The organism is Marinomonas sp. G8-14 (genome assembly GCF_055808935.1).
Map to the genome: position 1 here is coordinate 2,093,922 of NZ_CM147891.1, position 26,775 is coordinate 2,120,696.

At 42.0% G+C, this 26,775-nt stretch carries 33 protein-coding genes and 1 pseudogene; 5 read left to right on the forward strand and 29 right to left on the reverse strand.

Translation table 11 applies throughout. From position 1 onward, the window contains the following. Window positions 1–45 precede the first annotated feature (45 nt). The 3 genes and pseudogenes from AC0L6V_RS10735 to folM form a co-directional block, all read right to left on the reverse strand. Window positions 46–321 (reverse strand): hypothetical protein, encoded by a 276-nt coding sequence (locus AC0L6V_RS10735; protein ID WP_111605288.1) that lies wholly within the window; start codon window positions 319–321, stop codon window positions 46–48. A 162-nt stretch (window positions 322–483) separates the two neighbouring features. Then, a pseudogene (folE, locus tag AC0L6V_RS10740) lies at window positions 484–1,166 on the reverse strand (GTP cyclohydrolase I FolE). Between the two features lie 72 nt (window positions 1,167–1,238). Further along, complete coding sequence (gene folM / locus AC0L6V_RS10745; protein ID WP_265218740.1) at window positions 1,239–1,961, reverse strand: dihydromonapterin reductase; 723 nt, start codon at window positions 1,959–1,961, stop codon at window positions 1,239–1,241. A gap of 273 nt (window positions 1,962–2,234) precedes the next feature. Between folM and AC0L6V_RS10750 the strand changes: the two genes are divergently transcribed. Beyond that, window positions 2,235–3,158, forward strand: coding sequence for a dienelactone hydrolase family protein (locus AC0L6V_RS10750; RefSeq protein ID WP_265218739.1), 924 nt, complete (start codon window positions 2,235–2,237; stop codon window positions 3,156–3,158). 74 nt (window positions 3,159–3,232) lie between these two features. Here the strand turns inward: AC0L6V_RS10750 and AC0L6V_RS10755 are convergent, their stop codons facing one another. From AC0L6V_RS10755 to paeA, 17 genes are all read right to left on the reverse strand, one after another. After that, complete coding sequence (locus AC0L6V_RS10755; protein ID WP_265218738.1) at window positions 3,233–4,330, reverse strand: MJ1255/VC2487 family glycosyltransferase; 1,098 nt, start codon at window positions 4,328–4,330, stop codon at window positions 3,233–3,235. Then, window positions 4,327–4,842: a phosphatase PAP2 family protein gene (locus AC0L6V_RS10760; protein WP_265218736.1), complete on the reverse strand. Its 516-nt coding sequence runs from the start codon at window positions 4,840–4,842 to the stop codon at window positions 4,327–4,329. Before AC0L6V_RS10760 ends, AC0L6V_RS10755 begins: the two co-directional genes overlap by 4 nt. A gap of 184 nt (window positions 4,843–5,026) precedes the next feature. Then, window positions 5,027–5,947 (reverse strand): phospholipase A, encoded by a 921-nt coding sequence (locus AC0L6V_RS10765; RefSeq protein ID WP_265218735.1) that lies wholly within the window; start codon window positions 5,945–5,947, stop codon window positions 5,027–5,029. Between the two features lie 109 nt (window positions 5,948–6,056). Next, entirely contained in the window at window positions 6,057–6,407 is a 351-nt protein-coding gene (locus tag AC0L6V_RS10770; RefSeq protein WP_265218733.1) for a 5-carboxymethyl-2-hydroxymuconate Delta-isomerase, read from the reverse strand. Between the two features lie 39 nt (window positions 6,408–6,446). Further along, the gene (locus tag AC0L6V_RS10775) at window positions 6,447–7,382 is read right to left on the reverse strand and encodes a 2-hydroxyacid dehydrogenase (protein ID WP_265218732.1); all 936 of its coding nucleotides are present in this window, start codon (window positions 7,380–7,382) and stop codon (window positions 6,447–6,449) included. Next, entirely contained in the window at window positions 7,379–7,792 is a 414-nt protein-coding gene (locus tag AC0L6V_RS10780; RefSeq protein WP_265218731.1) for a VOC family protein, read from the reverse strand. Before AC0L6V_RS10780 ends, AC0L6V_RS10775 begins: the two co-directional genes overlap by 4 nt. Before the next feature lie 125 nt (window positions 7,793–7,917). Continuing rightward, window positions 7,918–10,329: a putative bifunctional diguanylate cyclase/phosphodiesterase gene (locus AC0L6V_RS10785; protein ID WP_409419787.1), complete on the reverse strand. Its 2,412-nt coding sequence runs from the start codon at window positions 10,327–10,329 to the stop codon at window positions 7,918–7,920. Between the two features lie 248 nt (window positions 10,330–10,577). Next, window positions 10,578–12,305, reverse strand: coding sequence for a PhoX family protein (locus AC0L6V_RS10790; protein WP_265218728.1), 1,728 nt, complete (start codon window positions 12,303–12,305; stop codon window positions 10,578–10,580). Further along, window positions 12,292–12,480 (reverse strand): twin-arginine translocation signal domain-containing protein, encoded by a 189-nt coding sequence (locus AC0L6V_RS10795; RefSeq protein WP_418139014.1) that lies wholly within the window; start codon window positions 12,478–12,480, stop codon window positions 12,292–12,294. The genes AC0L6V_RS10790 and AC0L6V_RS10795 overlap by 14 nt, the downstream gene beginning before the upstream one ends. A 155-nt stretch (window positions 12,481–12,635) precedes the next feature. After that, window positions 12,636–13,037, reverse strand: coding sequence for an MmcQ/YjbR family DNA-binding protein (locus AC0L6V_RS10800; RefSeq protein ID WP_265219400.1), 402 nt, complete (start codon window positions 13,035–13,037; stop codon window positions 12,636–12,638). Between the two features lie 134 nt (window positions 13,038–13,171). Further along, window positions 13,172–14,755 (reverse strand): ABC-F family ATPase, encoded by a 1,584-nt coding sequence (locus AC0L6V_RS10805; protein WP_265218726.1) that lies wholly within the window; start codon window positions 14,753–14,755, stop codon window positions 13,172–13,174. Window positions 14,756–14,911: 156 nt separating this feature from the next. Continuing rightward, a complete protein-coding gene (locus AC0L6V_RS10810; RefSeq protein WP_265218725.1) occupies window positions 14,912–15,298 on the reverse strand; it encodes a hypothetical protein in 387 nt (128 codons plus the stop codon). Between the two features lie 2 nt (window positions 15,299–15,300). Next, window positions 15,301–15,675: a hypothetical protein gene (locus AC0L6V_RS10815; protein ID WP_265218723.1), complete on the reverse strand. Its 375-nt coding sequence runs from the start codon at window positions 15,673–15,675 to the stop codon at window positions 15,301–15,303. A gap of 17 nt (window positions 15,676–15,692) precedes the next feature. After that, a complete protein-coding gene (locus tag AC0L6V_RS10820) occupies window positions 15,693–15,998 on the reverse strand; it encodes a hypothetical protein (RefSeq protein WP_409419789.1) in 306 nt (101 codons plus the stop codon). 402 nt (window positions 15,999–16,400) lie between these two features. Next, window positions 16,401–16,541, reverse strand: coding sequence for a hypothetical protein (locus AC0L6V_RS10825; protein ID WP_265218721.1), 141 nt, complete (start codon window positions 16,539–16,541; stop codon window positions 16,401–16,403). Between the two features lie 202 nt (window positions 16,542–16,743). Further along, entirely contained in the window at window positions 16,744–17,340 is a 597-nt protein-coding gene (locus AC0L6V_RS10830; RefSeq protein WP_265218720.1) for a glutathione S-transferase N-terminal domain-containing protein, read from the reverse strand. A gap of 39 nt (window positions 17,341–17,379) precedes the next feature. Then, the gene (gene paeA / locus AC0L6V_RS10835) at window positions 17,380–18,657 is read right to left on the reverse strand and encodes a polyamine export protein PaeA (RefSeq protein WP_265218719.1); all 1,278 of its coding nucleotides are present in this window, start codon (window positions 18,655–18,657) and stop codon (window positions 17,380–17,382) included. Between the two features lie 205 nt (window positions 18,658–18,862). On the opposite strand from paeA, the gene AC0L6V_RS10840 reads away from it, so the two are divergent. Beyond that, complete coding sequence (locus AC0L6V_RS10840; protein WP_265218717.1) at window positions 18,863–19,270, forward strand: DUF2721 domain-containing protein; 408 nt, start codon at window positions 18,863–18,865, stop codon at window positions 19,268–19,270. A 2-nt stretch (window positions 19,271–19,272) separates the two neighbouring features. Here the strand turns inward: AC0L6V_RS10840 and AC0L6V_RS10845 are convergent, their stop codons facing one another. Continuing rightward, window positions 19,273–20,037: an N-acetylmuramoyl-L-alanine amidase-like domain-containing protein gene (locus tag AC0L6V_RS10845; RefSeq protein ID WP_418139087.1), complete on the reverse strand. Its 765-nt coding sequence runs from the start codon at window positions 20,035–20,037 to the stop codon at window positions 19,273–19,275. A 62-nt stretch (window positions 20,038–20,099) separates the two neighbouring features. Continuing rightward, the gene (locus AC0L6V_RS10850) at window positions 20,100–20,246 is read right to left on the reverse strand and encodes a hypothetical protein (protein ID WP_418139015.1); all 147 of its coding nucleotides are present in this window, start codon (window positions 20,244–20,246) and stop codon (window positions 20,100–20,102) included. Between the two features lie 132 nt (window positions 20,247–20,378). On the opposite strand from AC0L6V_RS10850, the gene AC0L6V_RS10855 reads away from it, so the two are divergent. Further along, entirely contained in the window at window positions 20,379–20,645 is a 267-nt protein-coding gene (locus AC0L6V_RS10855) for a hypothetical protein (RefSeq protein WP_265218714.1), read from the forward strand. Here the strand turns inward: AC0L6V_RS10855 and AC0L6V_RS10860 are convergent. Further along, on the reverse strand, window positions 20,635–20,988 hold the full coding sequence (locus AC0L6V_RS10860) for a thioredoxin family protein (protein WP_265218713.1): 354 nt from the start codon (window positions 20,986–20,988) through the stop codon (window positions 20,635–20,637). The genes AC0L6V_RS10855 and AC0L6V_RS10860 overlap by 11 nt on opposite strands. Before the next feature lie 90 nt (window positions 20,989–21,078). Between AC0L6V_RS10860 and AC0L6V_RS10865 the strand changes: the two genes are divergently transcribed. Further along, window positions 21,079–21,456, forward strand: coding sequence for a VOC family protein (locus AC0L6V_RS10865; protein WP_265218712.1), 378 nt, complete (start codon window positions 21,079–21,081; stop codon window positions 21,454–21,456). Between the two features lie 33 nt (window positions 21,457–21,489). On the opposite strand, the gene AC0L6V_RS10870 is transcribed toward AC0L6V_RS10865, so the two are convergent. From AC0L6V_RS10870 to AC0L6V_RS10885, 4 genes are all read right to left on the reverse strand, one after another. After that, entirely contained in the window at window positions 21,490–21,783 is a 294-nt protein-coding gene (locus tag AC0L6V_RS10870) for a YkgJ family cysteine cluster protein (RefSeq protein WP_409419790.1), read from the reverse strand. A gap of 153 nt (window positions 21,784–21,936) precedes the next feature. Then, window positions 21,937–22,620, reverse strand: coding sequence for a methyl-accepting chemotaxis protein (locus AC0L6V_RS10875; RefSeq protein WP_265218710.1), 684 nt, complete (start codon window positions 22,618–22,620; stop codon window positions 21,937–21,939). Window position 22,621: 1 nt separating this feature from the next. Further along, window positions 22,622–23,557 (reverse strand): HAMP domain-containing methyl-accepting chemotaxis protein, encoded by a 936-nt coding sequence (locus AC0L6V_RS10880; RefSeq protein ID WP_265218708.1) that lies wholly within the window; start codon window positions 23,555–23,557, stop codon window positions 22,622–22,624. Between the two features lie 95 nt (window positions 23,558–23,652). Next, entirely contained in the window at window positions 23,653–24,753 is a 1,101-nt protein-coding gene (locus tag AC0L6V_RS10885) for an EAL domain-containing protein (RefSeq protein WP_409419792.1), read from the reverse strand. A 231-nt stretch (window positions 24,754–24,984) separates the two neighbouring features. Here AC0L6V_RS10885 and AC0L6V_RS10890 point away from each other — a divergent pair, with 231 nt between their 5' ends. Continuing rightward, entirely contained in the window at window positions 24,985–25,383 is a 399-nt protein-coding gene (locus AC0L6V_RS10890) for a helix-turn-helix domain-containing protein (protein ID WP_265218705.1), read from the forward strand. Between the two features lie 33 nt (window positions 25,384–25,416). Here AC0L6V_RS10890 and trhA read toward each other — a convergent pair whose 3' ends face one another. Together trhA and AC0L6V_RS10900 are read right to left on the reverse strand one after the other, a co-directional pair. After that, window positions 25,417–26,076, reverse strand: a complete 660-nt coding sequence (trhA, locus tag AC0L6V_RS10895; RefSeq protein WP_409419793.1) for a PAQR family membrane homeostasis protein TrhA — start codon at window positions 26,074–26,076, stop codon at window positions 25,417–25,419. Window positions 26,077–26,187: 111 nt separating this feature from the next. Next, window positions 26,188–26,772, reverse strand: coding sequence for an amidohydrolase family protein (locus AC0L6V_RS10900; protein ID WP_418139016.1), 585 nt, complete (start codon window positions 26,770–26,772; stop codon window positions 26,188–26,190). Window positions 26,773–26,775: the final 3 nt, after the last annotated feature.

Sequence of the window (26,775 nt, forward strand, 5' to 3'; positions counted from 1 at the left end):
ATAAAATCTTTAAATTCACTTAAATTGACTTAAGATAAAGATCTGCTACTTGTACCATCGGCGCTTATCTTTCTCGATCGGTTTCCACTTCCAATTTGGGGCTTCCCCTTTCCAGAGATACACCAACAATAGAACGAAAGTCATACTGGCAACCAGCACAGCCCATTTAAGAAGCGCTTCTTTAGGATCAACGGCGAAACTGACGATGGCCACGCTAACAATATACAACACCAATACCAGCCAACCTTGCCAAGTGTTAGGTTTTCCCCACCCCCAGCCATTATCTTTCGCTGGAAACCACACTGTTTTCTTATCTGTCATGCCTTAAAGCCTCAAATGTAAAGGTTTATCCTATCTGTGCTGCGTCACTTTGCCTGAATTTATGACATAAAAAAAGAGCCTGTATTAAACAGACTCTTTTCGTTTGAGTACTTATGATGCTTTTCAGTGAATCCGGTTGCCTTAGCAGCGTATCTTGCCAACCTATCTGGCAAGGAACTCCCCACGGGTTTTATCACTGCGTTTGAACAATCCACCCAAAGCGGTGGTTTGTGTCGAAGAGCTAGCATCCATAACACCACGCGCTTTTACACAATAATGTACAGCACTGATACTGACAGCAACATTGTCGGTCTCTAGTAAAGTTTGTAACGTTACCAAAATTTGCTGAGTCAGACGTTCTTGAACTTGTGGACGCTGTGCAAAAAGCGCACGATACGGTTGATCTTCGACAAACCGATAATCTTCGTTTTCGGCAAATAAGCGACTTTCGCCAACCCATCGATAGTAACAAAATGATGTTCACAGGTGCTGGTAAAACTAATATCACTCACCTTGACCATTTCATCCACTTGCATCTTGTTTTCAATGACGGTGATCTTGGGAAACAATGCATAATCCAGACCTGAAAAAATCTCTTTTACATACATTTTAGCAATTCGGTGTGGTGTTTCTGCCAAACTATCATCACTCAGATCTAAGCCGAGCGTTGTCACAATATCTTCAAACGAGTGTTTAATACGCTGGTATTTTTCTTCATTGGTTAAACCATTATCAATCATCGGGGTTTCTAAACCGCTATTGATAAGAGCATCACGTACTTTTATCGCCGCATCAGACAAGACGGGACGATGTAAATTGGTTTGTTCAGCTGTATTAGCTTTCATATATTTGTCCTAAGTTGCTTAACCCTGTCACATGACATGGAGGCGTTCAAAAAAGAGGTGCTATTTGGTTAATTAGACCAAATGACGTCCCCCATCAAGTGACAAGGTTCGACCTGTCATATAGCGACTGCCTAATATATACTGCACAGCCATGACGCCTTCTTGTTCTCCTGGCGCTTTGCGAAGCAGTGACTTATTCAATGCTTTATTACGGTATTCGTCATCATCGCTTTCATTAAACATCAACAATGATGGTGCAATCGCATTCACTTTTACTTTAGGCGCAAAGCGTTTAGCAAAAGAGCAAGTTAAATTAGCCAAACCCGCTTTACTCGCTGCATAGGCAATATGTTTATCACTGCCTTTCTCTACCACATAATCCGTCATATGAATGATGTCTGCTTGCCCATCTTGCTCAGAACCTGCACATAATAATGCTTCAAAGGCCAGATTTATACGATAAGGTGCAAATACATGCACTTGCCACATTTTTTCCATTAATAAGGCAGTGTCTGCACACCCTTCCTCCGGTGCCCATTCAGACGCATTGTGAATAATGCCACCTAATGCTGAGTAGCGACTGAGTATGTTCGCCACAAATTCATCAACGCCAGATGCGGTTGAAAAATCGGCTTGAATACAAGTCACCCCCTGTTCTTCTAACGCCACAATACTTTCTCGTACTTTTCGATAGGTAATAATGACGTCATATCCCTGCGCAAGTAACGCCTTCGCACAGGCTAAACCTAGACGTTGCCCGCCGCCTGTAATAATAATAGGCATTTTACGCATCATAAGTATCCGTTCCTACTGAGTTATCTTCATTAAGAAGATTGGTAAATACTATTTACTGAGTACTAAACTCTAATTACGCATACTTTTAAAAAAAGATCAATCTTCATCATCCGATTCTTTTTTTATACGTATGTCTATTGAACCATTTTTGTTTGTTCACTTCTAAAGAAGACATTAGTACAGCTATACCGTGTCTACTTTTGTAATCTAGTCCAGCAATAATCTATAACAATGTTCTGCTTAGTTTCATCAACCTGTAAGGAAGACATAGCAATGACGTTATCATCAGAAAAAAACACACCTAGGCCAATATCAAGCAACAGCATTCCGCAAGAAGCCTTTGACTGGTACGACGAATACGCCCATGGCGACATAGACCGCCGCACCTTCTTATCTCGCTTAGGGACGCTCAGTGTGACTGGGCTAACCCTTTCTGTTGTCGCTGGTGCGTTGACACCAAACTATGCGCTAGCGGAACAAGTGTCCTTTAATGATCCTGAGATCCGCGCCAGTTATGTCGAATTTGATACGCCTAATGGACACGGCAAAGGTCGCGGCTATTTAGTGATGCCCAAAAATGTCAATGCCGATAATAAAGCCCCTACTGTATTAGTAGCCCATGAAAATCGTGGTCTTAATCCTTATATCGAAGATGTGGCAAGACGCTTAGCGAAGGCTGGCTTCATTGCTTTTGCTCCTGACGCTCTGTTTCCTCTCGGTGGCTATCCTGGCAACGATGACGCGGGCCGCGAAATGCAAAAAACCTTAGATGGTAGCAAGATTGAAGGCGATTTCATGGACGCAGCCACTCTACTGAAGAAGCACGAATTTGGCACAGGTAAAGTGGGTATGGTCGGATTCTGTTACGGTGGTTATTTAACTAACACATTGGCGGCGGCCATGCCGGATACCATTCAGGCAGGTGCGCCTTATTACGGAACGCCTGCCAAGGGCAATATAGATAAAATTAAAGCCGCTTTGCAAATTCACTTCGCAGAATTAGATCAGCGAGTGAATGACACCTGGCCTGACTATGAGAAAGCGTTAAAAGCCAACAATGTAAATTACACTGCCTACGTTTACCCTAAAACAAACCATGGCTTTCATAATGATTCAACGGCTCGCTATGATGAGAAAAACGCAGAATTGGCGTGGCAACGTACCATCAGTTTCTTTGAACAAAACCTTCGCGCTTAAAGAATGAGCCAGCTTGACGGCAAACAAAAGACAGTTAAACACTGAATAAAATGGGATGAAATTACAGCCTGTCATTAGTGACAGGCTGTAACGCTTTTAACATCAATAGGTTGCGTGTCTTTATCATACTTAAAATCAATACCACGTACATTGGGTGTTTGCCGCCATAATGACTCACACAAGTCAGAAACACTAATATCATTGCTAGACTGCAACCAAGCAACGACTGCTTTGGCGACATTGGGGTAAGAGATTTGCACCACTCGACTTGTCTCTAGCCACTCTTTAATAATCTCAGAGCTTAATACATTGCTGGTCTTAGCAATGCCTAACAAATCCAACGCAATCGCATTTGAATGCTGCTCTATCTGTCCTTTTAACGGTTTCGCTAAAATGCGTCGTCCTAGCTGTAACGCCTCTGAATTCAATTCAAACCCCGCATTACACAACACAGATTCGCATTCACTTAAATTTTTTTGAAATAAGTCTCGACCAAAAGGAAAGACCTCAACGTTTCCATAAACACCAGGCTCTATATCTTTGCAGTGTAAGCGAAACTGATAATTGGGTACGCCTTCAAGCCAGTCTAAAACCGCTTCACTGTTTTCAAAGGGTAGATACACTAAAACTTGATCAGAATGCGCTCTATTCGCCATGGCTTGTGCGTGAATGAGCGGTGGTAAAATAGGATGACCAAAATGATGCCAATGGGCGCCTAACTGCGTGACGGCAGGCGCAAAATTCGACATAATCCATTGTGCAATAGCGTTCTTTTTATAACGAGGAATATCGTATTTGAAGGCATATTGATGACCAAACCCCACACAAGGAACACCCTGACGCTTAGCCGCCCAAGCCACAATGGGTTCAAAATCCGTGATCACTAAATCATAACCACGAGTATCCAAAGAACGAATGTCTCGAAACAGCGTTAAAAAATTGGCATTCCGACAGGTAGCATACAGATCTAGTTGCCCATTACGTGCCACAAAGCTAAGCCCCTGAAATGTCCGGTAATTGCCAAATACGGCCATATCAAAATAATCTTCTGGCGCGCGTCCTGAAAACACAAAATCCACCTCGATTCCAGCAGCATGCATTTCCGCTGCCATGGCTCTTGCCCGAGTGATATGACCATTCCCTGTACCTTGCACGCCGTACAGAATTTTCATACTAACACTCCTATTGCTAGCGCAGCACAAGCGCTGCCTAACAAAGCGCCAATCACCGTATCTGTAGGAAAATGCACACCCAGAAAAATACGTGATAACCCCACATTTGCCGCCCAAAAGTACAACATCATATTTAAACTAGGAAACCACTCACTCAAACAGAAAGCGATAAAAAATGCACCAGAGGTATGACCAGATGGAAAGGAAAATTGATCTGAGGGAATAATAAAGCTGCTGAAATTATCCAGAGCATCCGCTGGCCGATTGCGCTTAAAGCCTCGCTTTAGTACAAAATACACCAAACGCTCAACGACAAAACCTAAGGCTAACACGGCCACTAAAACATCGTATCCTGCCCACCAGAGCAACAATGCCCCGAGAGCGTATAACGGACCGTCAGCCGAAAACGAAATAGCTCTCCCGATGGTCGTCAGCTTCGCTCTGTGTTTACGCGCCATACACCAGGAAAACGTCTGGACATCAAATGCGTGGATATTTTGAAGTATGTTCATGCTAATCACCCTCACTGGTTTCTCTTACTTTCAACATAGACCAGTAAAATGTCCGTTCTGTGGCATTAAGATGACAACTTCATGACAGCGCCTATTTACAACCAATAGACAAAAAAATACCCCGACAAAGCGAGGTCTTTTATGTCTATTGATTATTAAAAAACAATCATCATTAGGTCATACATCACAACCAATTGGTCAACATAATGCCAACACCGATCGATTGCGTCTGATGGTTATAATCCAAGAGCGATTGTCCATAACCATTAAAGTATTGGATATAACCTCTGGATTTGCCCCACAAAGGAAACGTGAAACCCACTTGTAACGCGCCTCTGTTATCAGAGGATTTAAGGTTATTCCTCAACATAACATCAATACTATAATCGTCAATCACATGGATAATATTGAGTTCACCGTAGCCATAATAGTTTTCTATGTTGGGATTGTCGTCAATGTCAGCACTTTCCGGAATTCGATACCAAGGCTTAATCGAAAATGCCGTATCGCCTGTTTCAAATAAAAAGTCCACATAAAAACGATTCCACGAACGAGAGAGATCACCCGATTGACCGTTCGACTGATGATTGAAACCGTATGAAATATAGCTAGGCTTGATGCCTAAAAAGCCATGCTTGGGCTTGGTAACAATAAAAGCTTCAGGCTCATGATTGGTGTCCCGAAAAGGCGCTGAAATATGGCTATTGTAAGCTTGCCAATAGGCTTGTTGTGTATATGCAAACCATAAACTGGTATCGCGTCCTACCACGTCATAAACGACAGGAAACTTCACACTGAGTTGAAACTTAAATTCCACACTCTCCAAACTCTCGTCCGTCTCATCTCCTAAAAAAGAACGATCATTGGGATTCGAAGTATAGGCAAAGGGCAAAAAATAATTTGGCCGATGTGGCGTTAAAACAAACGGATTATTCAAGGTTGCTGTTTCTCTGTTTTCACGCTGCTGAAAAAGACCATTTGCTTCTCGCGCGCGTTGAGAAATAGATTCAGGTACCGCAGGCTCTTCTGGGGAATAAGGCACATCCCCCTCACTCGCCCCTTCTACAACACTGCCGTCCGATGGAATAATGGACCTATTATCCATCTCCTGAGCATCTGCTTGAGTCCCAAAGTAAACTTGGTAGAAGCATCATTGAACACACAATGGCTTTCATTATCTTTAAAACCTTTTTTAGCGATCAGACTCGCCATAGTTATTGGGACAGAACAACCTTTTTTGCGTAGGTATCGCGTTCCATTTCACACACTTCAACGGAAAAGCTAACATCTTTTAATGAAAATTGTGTTAACGCTTCAAGAACCAAATGGGAAAGTTGTTTGCGTTGTTCCAACGTCCGACCTGATAACATTCTTAATATGACGTGAATGAAGGCATCTTCTTGTCCAGCCGTCAAAAAACTCTTATACGGAACACTGCGTAATTTTATGTTTTCTGCTGTAAAAAGCGTCGATGCAATACAGGCGGCTTTTACAGCCTCGAGCAGGTCGACAGGCGGCACTTCTTGTTCTAAATTTTGACTGTACTCAAGAATACAATGTGGCATAAAGGCTCCTATTTAGATTTATTTTAACCACCCTGCTAACTAATATCCACGCATTGGATCTACCGCGGATGGAATGCAATCGGTTAAACGATAGTGCTGTATATTGGAAGCCACTATCTGACTGGCACTAACAGGATGAGTCGGTGCTGATATGTGTGGCAGTACAGTGACGGATTTATGTCCCCAGTAAGAGTGCTCTAAAGGCAATGGTTCTTGCATAAAAACATCTAAAACCGCATGGGATAAATGCCCTTGATCAAGCAGAGTGAGCAAAGCCTTATCATCAACAATGGCACCACGAGCAAAGTTAATAATGCTCGCCCCTACAGGTAAACTGGATAAGCGTTTTTGATTCAATAAACCTTTGGTCAGTGTTGTCAGAGGCAACAAGCAGATCAGTATATCCGTTTGCTGCAACAAATGGATTAGCCCCGCCTCACCAGAAAAACATTCGATTCCTTCAATTTGCTTCGGCTGGCGACTCCAGCCTCGCACAGTAAAGCCATTCTGAACCAGACGCAGTGCACTCATTCGCCCTAATTCTCCCAGACCAAGAACCCCCAAACGACGATTTTTTGCCTCCACCATAGGACGCGGGCACCAAAGACCTTCGCTTTGCTGCTTTGCGTAGGCTGGCATATCTCGATGAAGGAACAATGTCCAAGCCAATACCGCTTCCGACATTGTTTTTGACAGCGTAGGATCGACCAAGCGCACAATAGAAAATGTTGGAGAGACCTGCTCATTGATCATGCGCTCAACCCCCGCCCAAACACTGTGAACCCATTTTAAAGAAGGAAGAGCCAGCAAATCATCAGGGTTAGGATTGGCAACAATCGCAACGTCACACTGCTGCTTTTGTTCTAATGTTAAGGCTGAAAATGGCAGAATCACCTCATCAGGCATAGCCGCTGAAAGTTGATTAATCCACACGGCCTGCTCGGCTGAGTCAATACGACTGACAAACGGGATCATTTGTCGTATACCTGAGCCAAGTCTTTAAATCCTTTCAACTCAATCGCGTTGCCACTTGGATCTTTAAAAAACATGGTCCACTGCTCACCTGGCAAACCTTCAAAACGAACGCTGGGTGCCAGATCAAATGCGACATTGCTTTCTGTGAGACGTTTGGCGAGTTTTTGCCACTCATCTAATGGCAGAATCAAACCAAAATGCGGCATAGGAACAAGATGATCTCCTACTTTCCCAGTATTCGTTGTTGGGCTGGGTTCACCCAGATGCAGCGATAACTGATGACCATAAAAATCAAAATCTACCCAAGTGTCTGTGCTACGGCCTTCTGTACAACCTAAAACTTGCGTGTAAAAAGAACGCGTTTCTTCCAAAGAAGTGACGTGAAAGGCGTAATGAAATAAAGCTGACATAGGTACTCCTAACAACAAGATATGAGGTTAGAAAATACAGCACACACAGCAAAAGTAAACACGAAGCGTTACTGCCGCTTCATATATTTAGCATTAAGGCAAAAAATGCGTCTCTTTTGCCATTGTCATGAGAGTGGAGGTTTGGGTAAATCATGAACAAACGCAGCAATGAATTCACTTGGTGGCAAAGGATGACCAAAATAGTACCCTTGATAAAAAAAGCAATGAATCTCACGTAACCTGTCATAGTGTGGCAAGGTTTCCACTCCTTCAGCAAGCACGCTAATATTCAGCGCTTTCGCCATGGCAATCACAGCGTGAACAATGGCTTCATCGCTTTTATCCGTCAGCAAATCACGTACAAAGGATTGATCTATTTTTAATCGATCAATGGGTAAAGATTTTAAATATTTAAGAGACGAGTAACCCGTTCCAAAATCATCAATCGAAAGATGAACACCGAGCGCTTTGATCGCATTCATTTTCTCCAAACAAGAAGACAAATCGTTCAACAACATGTTCTCAGTAATTTCAAGATCCACACAGCTGGCTGGTACATCGTGCTTTTCTAGCTGAGCTTTTAGCATTGGCAAAAAGCCTGCCTGTTGGAATTGAATTGGACTGACATTAATCGACATTCGCCAAGACAGCTGCCATTTTCCCTCTTTCAACCAAGTCGCGACTTGGGATAATGCCTCATTAAGCACCCAATGGCCTATTTCGACAATGAGGCCTATCTCTTCGGCCACCGGAATAAACTCAGCAGGGGAAATAAAGCCTTTTTTCTCATCTTTCCAACGTATCAACGCTTCGGCACCAATCAACTCATTCTTATCATTGGTTTGAGGCTGATAATATAAATCAAACAACTTAAATTCTGTCGCATGATGTAGGGCTTTTTCCATGTCAAGCCGCGCATCTGAAATCGCCTGCATTTCAGGTTTGTACAAAGCAAATGTGTTACGCCCAGATTCTTTTGCCCGATATAAAGCCGTATCCGCTTGCTTTAAAATCACCTCAGCCGAGCCTTCGTTGCCATCAAAAATAGTGGCGCCCAGACTGGCCGTAATATGCACCTCATGATGACCCGCTTTTTTAACCTGCTGACACGCGTACATCACACTATCAGCAAAGCCATTTATGGCTTTTTCTACTTGCTCTTTATCATCGCCAATCTTATTCAGTAAAAAAGCAAACTCATCTCCCCCCATCCGAGCAAAAACAATATTGTCTTCTTTCAAGAATGAAAGTTGAGCAGCAACACAACACAGCAATTGATCACCAACATTATGCCCCAAAGAGTCATTAATCGTTTTGAAACGATCTAAATCCATGAACACCACAGCCGAATAGTTCACACTCGATTGTTGACGTTGTAGCACTTCATGAAGTTTATCGGCTAAATATTGACGGTTGGGCAAATTCGTAATCGGATCATAATAAGCGAGATGGTGAATATGTGCTTCAGTTTCTTTGCGTTCGGAAACATCACGAATAAGCAGTAAAGTTTCGACCTGATTTTGTATCTTATACTTTGCCAGACGTATTTCGACAGGCAGTTCAACATGTTGTATCTGGTAAAACGTTTCAATTGTAATAGGCGTGTTCACTTTCAAGGACATCAAAATCTCAACAAATGGTGCCCAAGAAGCAGACGTATGCAATGACTCTAGCGACTGAGAATGTAAATCCGCACTTTTACGTTTGAGCATATACTCTGCAGCAGTGTTCACTAGGGTAATGTTATTGTTCTCATCCAACAGCAAAATACCATCCGCAGCGTGTTCAATCATAGCCTTGGTATGACTATTGCTGCGTTCTAAATCACTCAGAGCCATACTTAATTTGCTCCACAAACGCGCAAAGGTGGCATGCAGATGGCCCAGCTCATCGGATCTATGATGACGATAAAATGCCTTAGACAAAGGTAACTTCTGGTTATGTTCAAGCGCCGTTAATGACTCAGTTAAGCGCATTAAAGGATGTGTCACCAAAAAATAGAAAAACAATGAAATGAAAGAAGCTAATAGTACGTCTTTAAACAAATTGTAAATAAGTGTCGACAGGTGTTCTTGAAATATTTTAGCAAGCAAGTAGCGTTTTTCAGGCAATACTACTAAATGTCCAGCTTGAAAAATCGGTTTTTCTAGACGTAACTTTCGCGAGTACGCCTGTAAATCAGATAAAAAATAATCCGCTATGCTGTGAGATATTGAAAAATGACGCTCTGCTGCTGTCGCGCCTACAAATAATTCTCCAAGCTCGTCTCTGACTTCTACATGGGCAATAGAAGGGGTCAACAGCAAGCTATTTATTTGCTGCTGAGCAAAATCAACATCCAATCGAAACACAGCTTCTGCTAATGGCTTTTCAACCACAGCAAGCAGCTCATCAAAATTCTGATCAATCTGCGTCTTCTGGTGTCGAATTCCCTCAAGAAACTGAATACCGCTGCTTAGCAAGCTCAGAACGATGGCTAAGGCTAACGTTAAAATTGCTTGTTTTATAAATAATGATCTAGAAAGAACAACACCCATTATCACTCACTTAGCTTTCTATGCGTCACGACCATCGCATAACAATATTCACACAAAGACACTTGCACTTAGTATGCACATTACCAAGATTGCTAGATTATTCCTAACGAAAAAGCAAAGTATAAGAAAAATTTATGCACTTTCTGATATATATCATGATTTCTTTCGAGCAAATAAAAAACCAGCATGCGTTCACATGCTGGTTTATAAACCTAGGATAATGTGGCCAAGTAGGCCACTAAAAAAGGTTAGCCGATGACAGCGCCATCTTCACGGGAGATAGCAACCACACTTGAACGAGGAACCGATTGCCCGCCATTTGGCCAATTCGAATTACCATCTTCACCAGGATGCTGAACACTAATAAACATGGTGGTTTTACTCGCATTCCAGGCAATACCAGTGATTTCACACTCTTTTGGCCCTACTAGGAAACGGCGAATCTCGCCCGTCTCAGGATCACCAACTAACATTTGATTATTGCCTTGACCTTGAAAGCCTTTCTCATTTGAGTAATTACCGTCTGTTTGAATCCACAACAAACCTTTCGAGTCAAATTTCAAGCCATCTGGCGAGTTAAACATGTTGTCTTGATTAATGTTTTTAGAACCCGCATTCGCGTCAGTATATACCGCTGGGTTACCCGCTAAGACAAACAAGTCCCACTTAAATTCCACACTGGTGTGGTCTTCATTCATAGGCATCCAACGCACGATTTGACCAAAATCATTTTTAACGCGTGGGTTAGGTCCAGTAGCAGGCGTCTCATCGCCACCCGCATTGGGTTTCACGCCGCGGTTTTTATTGTTCGTTAAAGAACAGTACACTTCTGCCTTATGCGGATGAGCGGCAACCCACTCAGGACGATCCATCGTCGTTGCACCGACTTTAGAGGCCGCCATACGCGTATGAATAGCAATTTCAGCGTCGGTCATGCCCGTTGTTTTTGGCGTAAGAGCCAACCACTCACCGCGATTATTGTCATGGAATTTGGCAACATACAGTGTACCTTCTTCCAATAGATCACGGTTATTACCGCCAGCTAAATATTTGTGTTTAGAAACGAAACGATACAAGAACTCACCACGCTCATCATCACCAAGGTAGACGACTACGTGACCATTTGCCGCAATGGTTAACTCAGCATTCTCATGCTTGAAACGGCCTAGTGCGGTACGTTTTTTAGGACGAGAAGTCGGATCTAAAGGATCAATCTCAACAATATAACCAAAGCGGTTTGGCTCGTTTGGCTCTTTGTCTAAGTTAAAACGATCATCTGACAAAGCCCAGTTATAACGGCCTTCTGTACTCACACCGTAGCGTTTAAAAGCTTCTGGCATGTTGAAATCTTTGCTGGCAGAGAAGTAACCGTTAAAGTTTTCCTCACAAGTAAGGTATGTACCCCATGGCGTTTGTCCATTACCACAGTTGTTCCAAGTACCTTTTGCTACCACACCTTTTGGATCTTCAGAAGTTTGCAGCCACTTATGGCCGCGGGCTGGACCCGTAATATCCATTTCAGTGTCAGCGGTGATACGGCGGTTATAAGGAGAATCTTGAACAATGCCCCATTTTCCACCACGTTGATCAACTTCAACGATTGATACACCATGCGCGGCTTTATTTTTACGCACGTCATCGGCATTGATTGGCATACCATCTGCGCGGTTCGCATGAAGTGTTTTTTCATTGGTATATTCATTGTTGATGGCCATAATTTGTTTGCCATCTTTTGCAAAGAAAGCCATGCCATCATTGTGGTCGCCAAAAGCCAATTCTTGAGACGCACCAGTGCCACCAGTCATTGGATCAAAGGCGGGCGCATTGCTGAACAGCGGATCTCCCCAAGATGCTACAACCTCCCATTTATAACCTTCTGGCACAGTAATAGTATCAAGCGTATTGGCTTTGACCATACTGAACGCTAAGCGAGATTCAGAGGCTTCTGCTGCAGCAAACGCTTTACCTGCAGCCAATGTTGTTGAAGCCCATCACAAATGCACTCGCTCCAACCGCTGCGCCACCACTCAAAAAGCCGCGACGAGACACCATTCTATGTGCCACTTCTTCAAACTCAACCACTTCTGGCGCTGGACGCACTAGCTCATCTAATTCATCAAAGCTTAAGTTCTGTTTCTGCTCAATAATCATAATACTGCCCTATACTGTCTAGTAGATTGACACAAAAAAGCCTTCTCCCCTGCAAGAGAAGTTGTCTTAAATCTATAAACAAAACATGACATTACGATGACAATTAAACGACATTATAATGATAAAGCTCGCTTAAACATGTTAGCCATGCCATTTTAATGCTGAGAGCAGCGGTATAAAGCCAATGTACCATGGCGCACTTCCAAGCCTTCTCGAATTGATTTTTTCAAGCCTTTCACCACCAAAGCATAGGAATGATCAATCTGGCGTTGAACTTCCCCTATTGGTAAATCGCCATTTAAGATAAGCGAATTCCAATGGCGTTTATTCATATGATAAGCGGGAATAACATCACTGAAGACATCGCGCAACTCAATGGCATGATCAGGATCACATTTTAGATTGAGCAATAGCCGTCCCTGATACTTACTTAATAAAGCAAACATTTTGCCTTGAACTTTAAATACAGGGGTATGATCATCAAAGGGATAATCTTCAATCGATTCAGGTTTTGATAACAGGTACTTTTTTATCGCTAAACTATTCACCGACAGCATCCTATCTAACATGTTACAAAACATTCTTAATGAATAAATAAACTTCGCTCAACAAACTTTCAAGCAGTATAAATAAAAAGCCGCTTACTGATGACTCGATAAGCGGCTTCTATTAAAAATAACAGTGAAGACATTTACTCTTGGTGAGCAAGATACTCATCATAGGTGCCTTGGAAATCAATCACTTTTTTCCCTTTGATTTCGATCACTCTGTTTGCCAAGGAGGACACAAAAGCCCTGTCATGGCTAACAAAAATCAAAGTACCATCAAACTCTAACAAAGCGTTATTTAACGCTTCGATAGCTTCCATATCCATGTGGTTCGTAGGTTCGTCCATGACCAAGACATTTAAGTCCATCATCATCAACTTACCAAACAACAGACGGTTTTTTTCGCCACCAGAGCAGACACGGACTTTTTTATTGAAGTCATCAGCGGTAAACAACAAACGTCCCAACATAGCACGCACTTTTAGATCATCATGCTTGGCGGTACGCCATTTTGACATCCAATCAAACAAGGTTAAGTCACAGTCAAAATCCTCAGTACTGTCTTGTGGACAATACCCAATCACCGCGTTTTCGGCCCATTTAATTTCACCTTGCTTGGCTTGTAATTCATTCATCAAACAACGTAAAAAAGTGGTTTTACCCGCGCCGTTTTCACCAATAATTGCCAGTCTTGAGCCAGCTTCTAAAATCATATTGCCGCCGGTAAACAGCAACTCATCATAACCATGACCAAGGTTTTCTAAAATCAATGCATGACGGTGGAGTTTCTTGTCTTGTTTGAAGCTCAAAGAAGGCGTCATACGACTGGATTGTTTGACTTCCGCTAATTCAATTTTTTCCAACTTTTTGGCACGAGAGCTGGCCTGTTTAGCTTTCGAGGCGTTCGCAGAAAAACGGTTTACGAAAGCCTGCAAATCATCCATTTCAGCACTTTTCTTCGCGTTTTCGGTTAGTAACTGTTCGCGAATCAAAGACGACGCTTCCATGAAATATTCGTAGTTACCCGGATAAATGCGCAACTCACCAAAATCGATGTCTGCCATGTGCGTACACACAGAGTTCAAAAAGTGACGATCGTGGGAAATAATAATCATGGTGCATTTACGTTGATTCAATACACCTGCCAACCAGTTAATAGTATGAATGTCCAAGTTGTTGGTTGGTTCGTCCAAGAGCAAAATATCGGGGTTGGCGAACAAAGCCTGCGCTAATAAGACACGTAATTTCCAACCTGGTGCTACTTGGCTCATTAAACCAAAATGAAACTCTTCCGCAATGCCTGCTTCCAACAGAATATCACCTGCACGACTTTCCGCACTGTAACCATCCATTTCAGCAAATTCAGCTTCCAACTCCCCCGCACGCATGCCGTCTTCTTCACTCATTTCCGGCTTGGCATAAATCGCGTCACGCTCTTGTTTGACTTTCCAAAGTGCAACATCGCCCATAATAACGGCGTCAACAACCGTGTATTCTTCAAAAGCGAACTGATCCTGACTTAAGGTACCCACTTTTTCACCAGGGGTAATAGAGACGTTACCAGAAGTCGGTATTAGCGCTCCGCTGAGGATTTTCATAAATGTAGACTTACCGCAGCCGTTCGCGCCAATTAGGCCATAACGATTACCGTTACCGAATTTTGCCGAGATGTTTTCAAACAATGGCGTTGCGCCAAATTGCATGGTGATATTAGCCGTGGAGATCAAAGGAAAAAGCCCTAAACAAAGAGAAAAGAAAAACGTTTATATAGACCACTAAATTAGGGTCAAAAGACAAACACAAAGATGGGCGAATATAGAGATTTCGTCAGCTAAAGTCGAGGATTAAGTGATGTTTTTTTGAACGTTTGACACCACTGTTTCTTATTTACCTTGATCAGAAGAAGACGCTGTTCCTGTCTCTGACATGGTTCGAAAATCCTCAACAGTCGTTGATGATGCTTCAGACTTATGCGGTTCCGTGGCGGCTTTATTGGTATCAAGCGTTAAATAGGCTGTGAGCTGCGCGATCACAAAGCTTAATACTTCTTTACTGGCACCGTTAAGCAGATTTTTTCTGGCGTTTCGAGTAATGTCCAATTGAGTTGTAGCCCCCAAAACAAAACTAGCCAACAATCCAGCCGGGCTGGTGGCTTTGCCAAGCAAATTATCGATGGCCTTATCACGGGATACTTTAGCGCGTTTTTCCAAGATCTGAGTACGCAAATACAGCCGATCTCGCTGTTTATACATACGGTTAATACCAAACATAATCAGTCCTCATCCGTCGGGATAATAGCATCCAAAGTACGAGTAAAATCCATATTTTTGAGTGTGCGTTTTACCAAATATAACAATACTAGGGAGCTTAAAAACGTCACCAAGGTAGCCGTTAACAAAATACCGACAAGAGAAAAACCATAGCTCCAAGCCAATGCGGCACTGCTTGCAATAATGAGCAGCCAAGTCGTTAACAACAAAAAAATCACACCACACATTAAGGCAAGGAGCTGGGCGCTCGACGCCACCCATAATTTCGCTTCTAACGCTCCTAGCCCTAACACACTCTTTAGCCAGCTTGTATGGGCTTCAGCCACCGCATCAAGATCCGATGAAGCTTGCTGTGGTTCAGAGTGAGGTGCTTCCATGTGTGCTTTCCTAATACTTATTTACGTTTGCATAACAAACTAGCGGCTAGAGCACCCGCTAAAAAGGCAATACCTATGGTCTTAACAGGATGCTCTTTGGCATACTCCCCCACGGCAGAAGAAATTTTTTCCGATTGATTTTTAGCTGTATCTGCAATTTTGTGAGCTTGTTCACTGATTTGATGAGCCACTTCTTCAATGCGCTCTTGGCTTTGCGCTTTCATCTCAGCCGCACTATCAACCCCTTTATGGGCTGCTTCGGCCGCGTTATCTACTTTTTCATGAGCTTTTGCTTGGGTCGTGCTTTTGGTAGTTGTAGCCATTTTTCATTCTCCTTTAGAATTAAAATTTTCTTTCCAACGCCAATATAGCGACGAAAAACGGACCGCTCTTTCTGACTGAATAAACAGTCTAAAAAGATCAAAGGGAGGTTCTTTGTTTTGCCTCTAGTTAAGAAACTCGACAAAAAAACATTCACTTACCTTTCCTTATTTACACTACGTGGTTAATTAGCCATGGTCAAATGCACTCACTAAAACACCTCTTCTTTCCTTTTTTTATAATCAATCTTTAAAATAAGTGTATTAATGTTCAAGATAAGACCTTTAAATAAAAAAAGGCAAACTCGTGCCATCTACACAGTTTGCCTTTTTAGGATGAACTCATAAAGATACTTATTTGTTTGCTACAGATTGACCGCCCATCAGTATATCCTGTAAGAAACACTATTTGTTCACATCGACCCAAGCATCCCAGCCTTTCCATTCATCCAGATCAAAATCACTGTTTACTTCCACGCTCTCATGTCTAGTGGGATGACGTTTAAACACCTGCACATTGATGAACTTTTTAATTAAACGAGACATAATGCTTCTCCTTATCCTTAGATGATTTGGGAAGCATTAGGCTAGCATTGAAAAATTCAAAGATACGTCAGAAACAGCTAAAGAAAGTCTCTTTCCCCATTCGATGAATAAGGATCCACGTTCTTGACATAGAATGCTTATAGCGAGGAAAAGTGGCTTTTTTAACCAATAAAAGGCATAAAACAGACGCTTTAATATGAGATCAACTAGACCAGTGACGAGCTGAAGCCACTGTATTTTTTAATAAAGGCCAATCCAATAAGCTACGTTGATAATCACCAGCTTTACCATCAAGACAAATACCATAAATATCTAATCGAAAAGCTAAAATCGCAAAAAAAGCATCAACGGCTCCAGCTTTATCAAACATAAAGGGACCCTTAGCCTGCGTAAAAATAACCTTTATGCGCTCAATATCTTCTCGTATTACCCCATTAAAATCAGCCAAAGGTTCGATTTCTTCGAGCGTAAACGGGCAGTGAGAACGTAAACTAACAAAACCAGAGTGCATTTCCAGGCAAAGACTTCTAGCTTGCGCTCTTTCTGATTGCTCCCTTGGATACAATGCCCCATCTGAGCATTCATTAAAATACTCCACAATCGCCAAAGAATCGCACACAACAAAATCATCAACCAGCAACGCAGGCACCAAGCCTGTTGGTGAATATTTAAGTACTTCAGCTTTATAACCAGGTTTATCTAAATCTATCAATATAAGATCTGGTTGAATGTTGGCCAATCGAGCACATATAAAAGCACGAAGTGACCAAGTAGATAAGGTTCCCACAACTAACTGCATACGACATTTCCTTGTTATATTTCAAAAAAATAATCCGATCTATTTCAGCTTGGTGACTAAAAGTTGCTCAACCCTAACGCCTTCCAAATCCAATACTTCAAACTTATAGCCTTCATGAACAAAAAAATCAGTACGCTTAGGCAAACGCTTCAAGCTATAAGTAATGAACCCTCCCAAGGTTTCATATTGGGTGCGATCTGGAAACTCTTCAATGCCCAAACTGCGCATCACATCATTGATCGGTGTAAGCCCTTCTATTAACCAAGAGTTCGCGTCACGCTGCACGATTTGCTCTTCGTCATGAGGTGTTAATAAGCCACCCATAAAGCCGCCTAGCAAATCTTTTACTGTCACAATGCCAACGATTGTGGCGTACTCGTTAACAATAACGGCAAACGCTTGTGGCGCGACTTTAAAGGCATTTAGAGCCTCTGAAAGAGTCAGTGTTTCAGGCAAATAGAACACATCTTTGTCAATTTTTTCTGGTTTAATATGCGCAGGTTCACCCTTTAATACCAAACGTAAAATTTCTTTTGATTCTATAATGCCTTGGATTTTATCCAAACTGCCATCACACACTAAAAAATCATTATGGGGATGATCAATGATTTTCTGACTAATCTCTTCACTGCTGTCATCAATATCAAAATAAATAATCTGATCTCTTGGCGTCATGGTACTGGAAATGCTTCGTGTTTCTAATTCAAACACATTACCGATTAACTGATATTCTTGTCGCTGTAGACTGCCATCTTCCGCCCCAGCGTCCATCATGGCAACAATGTCTTCCGTGGTAACGATTTCTTCGCGCTCAATCGGTACATTTAAGATACGCAAAATGGTATTGGTTAAGCCGTTAAACAGAAAAACAACTGGCGTTAGTATAAACGTCACCCACAGCATGGGCGTTACCATGCGGATAGCCACTGCTTCTGGCATGATAATCGCCAAACGTTTTGGCAATAAATCAGCGAATAAGATGAACAAGGATGTAAGACAAAGAAACGAAAAGACAAAGCTGATTTGATCTAATAATGGCCCAGAATAAATCAAGTTCACGACTTGCCTGATATAAGGCGTTAACGTTTGCTCACCAATAATACCGCCTAAAATAGCAATAGCATTCAAGGCTATCTGAATCATCGCGAAAAACGCACCAGGCTTTTGCTGTAATTTTATCACCGCCTGGGCTTTTATGTTGCCTTCATCTGCGAGCACTCGCAGTTTGATTTTCCTCGCGGCGGCCATGCCTATTTCAGACATAGCAAACAGGGCACTGGCTATAATCAGCAAGCCAATACTTAGCATATCACTCATTTTGATCTCTCTTGTTGCTAGAAAGACGGAACCAACTATCAAATAGCCATTCCGACATTATTAATGCAGCATTATAGAAGGTAGTTAAATCGATACAATGCTTATTTTCTATACTTTCAGAAGGGTTATGGACGATACTAAACATACGGATGACACCGTAAAATAATGCAATAAGATATTTTTAACTCTCCCATGAAGGTAGATCATGATTATCACACTAACCACTCCCGCCATGCTATTCCCTGCAGTTTCATTATTACTACTGGCTTACACCAATCGCTTTGTCACCTTGGCCTCCATTATTCGTAACTTTGATCCCAAACTGGAAGATGAAAATATCAAAGAGCAAATTGCTAACCTACGTAAACGTATTTATTTGATACGTCGCATGCAGGAAGCAGGGGTAATCAGTTTCTTTCTTTGCGTATTGTCGATGATGGCGATCTATTTGGAATACCAACAAGCTGGGAGCTATATTTTTGGTGCCAGCTTGGTTTGTCTCATGTACTCTCTGTATTTATCGGTTAGAGAGATCACCATCTCATGTGACGCTTTAGAGCTGCATTTGAAATACTTTAGTACCAACTTTAAACAGCAAAATCGCAAAAAATAATGTTAATAACGTAATACGTGAACATTAAAGCCTTTTAGTGAAGAGGCCCCACTTGTGTAATGAGAAAAATACTCCGCGAAATTTTCATCCATGACTTTTTTGTGTGTCAAACTGGCATGTCGAAGGAAAAGCTCACCCTGCTTACGAATAGCAATTCCCTGATGGGATACATTCATATTAGTACCAATCCATTGTTTTAATGACCAATCAGGACGCACCATACTAATCACACTGCCTGAAGGAATACGATCTAGTAAAGCTTGGTCTACTCTCCTCTCAGCACCAACAAACAAGGCGGTCAAAGGCACATAAGGTAGGTAAGCAGGTTCTGGTGAAAAAGCGCTGCCCTCAGCTTTTAGCTGACCCAACAGCGTTGCGCACTTATTAGAAGATGTGGCATCACAGCCTAAAGTCTCACCAGTAAGATGCTGATACCAAGTGGCTTTATCAATAACAGTTTGCGCCACTCGGGCGGTGCCTCCTGCCACTTCTGGCGTGATATCCAGTAATTTGTCTTGATTGTTGTGAAACCAATCCAAACTAGGAAAATGGTTACGTGACACAAAAGAAACCTCGCCATCCTTGTAGCGCAGTGCCATGAGATTAGCATCAAACTCAGCCGAAGACGTCGACATAACGCCTGCCAACAAAGTTTCAACATAAGTAGTACAATCAAATACATCAAAACGAACCAAAGGATCTTGGTCATATTTCCCTTGCTTCCCTTCACCAACACTGCCGCCGACGTATACAGCCCCTAGTAACACCTGACTCAAGACGTCCATTTTATCGGCATAAGACAGGGAATGTGGTTTAACTTGATAATTGTCTAGAGCCTGAAAAAAAGTGCTTTATTGGCCGCATCAATCACATTAACCGACACAGAATCCGTTGCTCTTGCTGATACCACTTCCGGAGATAAAATACCTAAAACCAATGAGCCAACCATCAACGCTCTTTTCATACTATGACCCATATACACCTCCCCATTACAACTGATATCCATCACACACATAAAAAAACAATCACTGGTTAAAAAACACTCTCTTTATATGCTAGTATTTAGTGCAAGTTAAAAAATGATGCTGCAGGTATAAAAAGGCTATTTATGCAAATCAACAACACCTCATTCCCCTATGGTCAACAAGGCTTACAACGCAGCCAAGAGAGATTAGACCTCGCCAGCCAAAAAGTAGCCAACGCATCAACTCAAACACTTGGTCAAAATAACACCCAAGCTAACTCTAGATATGGCTCCGCCATTCAAGATGGCTTACTGGAAGCCAAAAGCAGTGAGCTAGAAGCAAAAGCCAATGCTAGAGTCATCGACGCCTCCGATAAAACCATCGGCCGACTCATTGACATTAAGGTTTAGACAAAACGAAGCAAGACGCCATTAACTCGCGCACCTCATCTTTTGACGTAAAACGTACAATGCGCTTCACTTCTTGCCCATCCTGCAACAGGATTAAAGTGGGCCAAAGCTTAACACCAAATTGCCGTCCAAGTCGTTTCCCTTTACCATCAAACACCTTGATATGAGCCATCTCGGCATTTGACTTCATTGTGTCTTCTATGGCGTCACGAGCCGCTTGACAGTGTCCGCACCAAGGCGCACCAAACTCCAACAGAACATATCCCCTTAAAGCATTAATTTCTTCAAGACTGGGGGCCTCTTCTGCATACTCTGAATTAAAACCTATGGTCATTGCCTGCATCAAAAATCCTCTTTTCAGCATTTGAATAAGACGCACTGCTGTGAGATAAAGCATCATCGAACAACAGTCATAAAATAAGGATAAAACACCATGTTCAGCCACATTATGTTAGGCGCCAATGATGTACAAGCGTCAAAAGCATTTTATGATGCTACGTTTAAAGCACTTGGCTATGGCGAAGGCTTTGTTGATCCCAAAGGCCGATGCTTTTATCGCACAGATACTGGTACCTTTGCGATTACGAAACCAATAAATGGCGAAGCGGCCAGTCACGGCAATGGTAGTACGATTGGTTTTTCAGCCACATCTGAAGAAACGGTAAATGCTTGGCATGCGGCAGGGATAGCAAATGGCGGAGTAAGCTGTGAAGACGCGCCAGGGATTCGCTCATTAGGAACCATGAAATTGTATTTGGCGTATTTAAGAGACCCATCAGGTAATAAACTTTGCGCCATGTATAGACTTTAAGGTCGCAACTTATCATCAAGCAGTGACCGTCTGTCATTGCTTGATGATATTAAACTCTTCTCGACATTCATCAGAGCCCATTTCAAACTCGCGGCAAATCCATGGACGATTCTCATAAATCGTACAAAGAAACGTGTTTCTGTCGACCGCTGAGCACCAACCATCTTCCAACTTCAGCATGGTCTCACCACCCCACTCATCGACCGATATGTGCCTATCAGGTACGCCAGTGTCACTGATGATCATCACCTCCATGCGACAACAGCATGCTTGACACTGCGAACATGTCACATCGGAGTCGGTTATATTTTTAAGAGCAATGGTCATAAGTGGCTGCAAATTGGTAAGAAAAACCAATATACACCGGATTTCAATGAGAAGATATTAACCCAGCCAATATCAAGAAAAACCAAACAGTCGATCTGTATAGGCAACAAAAAGCTCTCGTCAACGAGAGCCTCCTTACTTAACAAACAAAACCTATACTTTAAACTTCACCACCAGCTCATTAAGCTCTATCGCTAGTCGAGTCAGTTCTGCCGTACTGGCGCTGGTCTGATTCGCTCCGACAACCGTTTGAGCGGCTAAGTCACTAATGGTTGTGATATTACCGTCTATTTCTTTTGCCACGTTAGACTGCTCTTCTGCCGCACTGGCAATCACGTGGTTACTGTCACTGATAGCAATAATGCGTGCGGTAATTTGCTCTAATGCCTTAGACGCTTCAGCGGCAACGGTTTGTGCTTGATTAGTTTTTTGGCTTGTGCTTTCCATAGACGTAACCGCCTCATTGGCCGAAAGCTGAACCTGACGTACCATGGTCTCTATTTCACCTGTAGACTCTTGGGTACGATGGGCAAGATTTCTGACTTCATCGGCGACAACCGCGAAACCTCGGCCCGTTTCCCCCGCACGAGCCGCTTCTATTGCCGCGTTTAAGGCCAATAAGTTGGTCTGCTCTGCCACAGCTCGAATCACATCCAAAATCTGACCAATTGACGCCACTTGCTCAGCCAATTGATTAATCACTCGAGTGCTGTTTGTCATCTCTTTATTCATATCAAGAATTACAGCCGTTGTCTCACCAACTCGTGCTTTACCTTCTGCCGCTAATGTGGCTGAATCAGCAGAAGCTTCTGAGGTTTGCTGTGCTGTTCGAGCCACTTCATCCACCGCTGAGGCTCATTTGCGCTATAGCAGACGCTGCGGATTGAATCTCGTTATTTTGCAACATCAGGCTATTCGACGAACTTTCCGTAACAGAGCTTAATTCTTCAGCCGCCGAAGCCAACTGACTAGAAGAATCACCAATGTGAACAATGGCTTCTCGTAGATTGCCCTGCATTGCTTTAAGTGCATTGGTTAAACGAGTCAATTCATCCTTACCTTCTGGTACAATGGCCTGAGTCAAATCCCCTTTAGCAATGATCTCGGCAGAATTTACCGCTTCTAGAAGTGGTTTATTAATACTTCTTGATAACACCATAGCAATCGCAACCCCCAAAGCCACAGAAATAACGATAACGATATTTATTAAAACAAACCCTTCATTGTATGCTTTTAACGAGTCTATACTTGCTTCATCAGCCCCTTTCTGATTAGCGGACACAATCTCTCGTAACAATTTCACCATATCATCTGCAGCATGATTCATATCCGGCACAAGAGCCATATATGCCTCTTTATTATTTTGTACAGACAAGCTCGCAACTTCAGACTGAAGTTTATAGTAATTAGACTCTACGACTTTAAATCGATCAAACAAACGTCTTTCACTATCTAAAAATATCGTTGACTCATATTCAGTACGAGACTTAGCGACATTATTTTTTATAGCTTCTATAGTTGCCAATATTTCATTTTTACTTTCTCCGCTTGTTGCAGTTAACAGTCTTAGTGTAAAGATCCTTACTCGCATCAGATCCGTACTCATATCCCCCAAGCTTGTAATGGCCGGAAGAATATTTGTTTCAATCAATTCTGAATTCGATCGAATCTTATTCATCGTAGAGATGCCGACGCCACCTAGAATAATCATCAGAATGATTGCCGATGAAAAGCTCACCAGCAACCGCGATCGAATATTTGTATTCCTTAACATTTTTCACCCTCTATAATTTTTTCATCAAGTTTAAATACAACCAAAAAAACATAAAAAAACAACAAAAACTGTATTTTTTTATGAAGTCTTGAAAACTAGTATGTTTTTAAATACCACTCTTCAAAATTAAACACAGATAACGGCGGAGAGAATAAATACCCCTGAATGACTTCGTATCCTATTGCTTTTAAATAAGATAATTGTTGTAAGGTTTCAACACCCTCAGCAATGGATACGGCTCCAATTTTTTGACCAATGGAAAAGACAACGTCACTTAACTCTTTAGATAATTTACTAGGAAGCTTACTAACAAATGCTCTATCTAACTTAAGCTGTGATACGGGAAACTTCAGTAATCGTTTTAGGTTGGAATAACCCGTACCAAAATCATCTAACGATATTGCAATTCCCATTGAATGAAGGTCATCGATCACATTAATAAAGGAGTCAGACAATGTTATTTTTCTACTTTCGGTGATTTCTAAAACAAGGTCAGAAGAAAAAAGACCATTTTTTTGTAAAATACTTTGAATAGTATCGACAAGATTTGGAGAGTTAAAACTATAAGGGGAAAAGTTAACTGCAATGAGAGGAACTTGTATATTGTTTTTACGCCATGACGCCAGTTGCCGGCATGCTTCACGAAGTACCCATAAATCCAGCTCAGCAATTAACCCAAAATTTTCTGCTAAAGCAATAAAATCGTCAGGGGAAACATGACCAAGCTCTTCATGATGCCATCTAGCCAACACCTCAACACCATAAAGCCAATTATTCGACACATTAATTTGAGGCTGATAATGCAAGACTAATTTGTTCAGTTGCAAATCTGTTTTTAACATCTGAGCCATACTTAAGGGCTGACGGCCATCACTTAAGTAGGAGCCTGCGTAGTCATCGGAAGTAAGACAAGCGTCCTGAATAAGCAAGCTACAAAAATGCTGACCAAGCAATTGAAAAGCTTCCACTTGAACCTTTATTTCATAAGTTTCGCTGTGAGCAGGCGTAAACAAAAGCGTGATGCTTTTTCCTGCCATACTTTTAAATTCAGCAGCAGAATAAGTGCGCAGTTCGGCTTCAGACCAAAAGCACCCCTGAGGCAATAGAGAATCATTTTTTGAAAAAAAACGGGAAGAAGACAGCATTTTTTGCGCTTTATCGTTACAAGAAACAATCAAATCATTACTGTCTAACACAATAAAGCCATGATTCGTTTCTTGTAACTCCTGCCAATCATGCCCAGTATTCATCCTCTCTGTTTTCACAAGTCAATCCTTCTACTGCATGCTTCGATTAACACAAAATACCGTCTTTTATTTGTCTTTAAGACACAAATTGTCACCAATATTGCCTATATGGCAAAAAGTGTCAAGCAAATTGCCTGTCAGGTTTTGCCATATAGGCAAAATTAAACGGATAATCTTGCCATGAATATTGGCCACGTTATTAAAATTTTGCGTATCCATCGTAAAATGACTCAAGAACAAGTCGCACTGGAGGCTGACATGGCCACCAGCAATGTCTCACGCATTGAAAAAGGTCAAAGGCAGCCCTCACAAAAAGTCTTACAAAAGCTGGCCATAGCGTTAGATACTAAACCATCGATTTTATACGCTGCCAGCGAGCATTCTCCCGAAGACATAGTCAATTTTTTACAGCAAGAAGATGATAAGGAAAAACATGCGGGGAACCCAATCGACCTTCATTTCACTTATGAAGCAAGAATGATGTTGAGCTTATTTAATGAACTGACACCAAACAACAAATCCTTGTTGCTCGAACAACTGAAAACATTGCACAGATGGCAAACGAAAATGGATCAATAACAAGACGCTATCCTGTCTTTGCCAAACATGCGCCTAGGCACCATAATAAAAAATCGCAAAATAATGACAAACCGTTCCAGCGACCACAAACAAATGCCACACTAAATGACCGTAATGTAATTTTGAATCGATCACAAAAAACACCACACCCAAAGTATAAAGAACACCGCCCAGTACCAACAAAATCAAGCCATTTGGCTCCATTAGTAAAACGAGAGGCTTAATTGCGATAAGGATAAGCCAACCTAAAATAACGTATAAGGTTGTAGAAATGGCAGGATGGGATGCCTTTCCAAAGGCTTTTAGAGCCACACCAACCAGTGCCAAGGTCCAAACCGCTGCCAGCAGCGACCATCCCCATACGCCTTGTAACACCCCCAAGGTAAACGGTGTATAAGTGCCTGCAATCAGTAAATACACCGCAGAATGATCTATCACACGAAACACATATTTCGCCTTACCTTTTGGCATTGCATGATAAAGTGTTGATGCCAAATAGAGCAAAATCATCGTGCCAGAAAAAATACTGACGCCAACTAGAAAACTCAGATCAGCGTAATCAATAGCACTTAAAATAAGAAACGGCGTACCTACAATCGCCGCTACTAGCCCCAGTCCATGACTGATACTATTAGCAACTTCTTCGCCTAATGACTGCCCTCGATTGGGGACCGCAGAAAAAAACTTTTTCATACTCAACGCCTCCTAAGTGAAGAAATAAAAGCATGAAACAAATAAGCGTATTTAACAACGAAAGACATTGAATAAATAAAGCAAATCAGAAGAAACCATCGGCAATACTTTTTAGCGTTTACACACCATAGGAGCCTGATAATCAAGATTCAATAATTTGAAATAATTCTCTCCCAGCGCAATATTGCGAAATGCATTATCATCCAAATATTGAAGTATGCGACTCGTGACCTCTAATTCTTGTTGGTAAACCTTAAAATTATTGCCTCGGAAGGCAACAAAATCTGAGCCTGGCAAAATACGCTCTGCATAACGATTAAGAAAAGCCACATACAAAGGCTGATTGGCCGCCTTACTAAAATAATAATCCTCTAAAATTCGCCATGATATGTCGATCATCAAATTCGGATATTGGTCCAATAAACGCGATAAAATAGCAATGTGTTCAGAAGCCTTCATGTCTGTCTGCTCATAAGACAAGCCCATATGCGCCCAAACTATTTTGTTATGTGGGTACAAGGCTAACGCCCGCTCCATTAAAGGCAAATATAAGGTAGGTGAGGCATCATTACCAATGTCTGAATGAATGGTGATTGGATAATCTCTCGCTCTTAACTCCGCCATAAAACCGGCCCATTGGGTGATATTTTGTGCAGTAGCGGGTTTATGACGATTATTGAATTGCGCTTGCTTCACCAA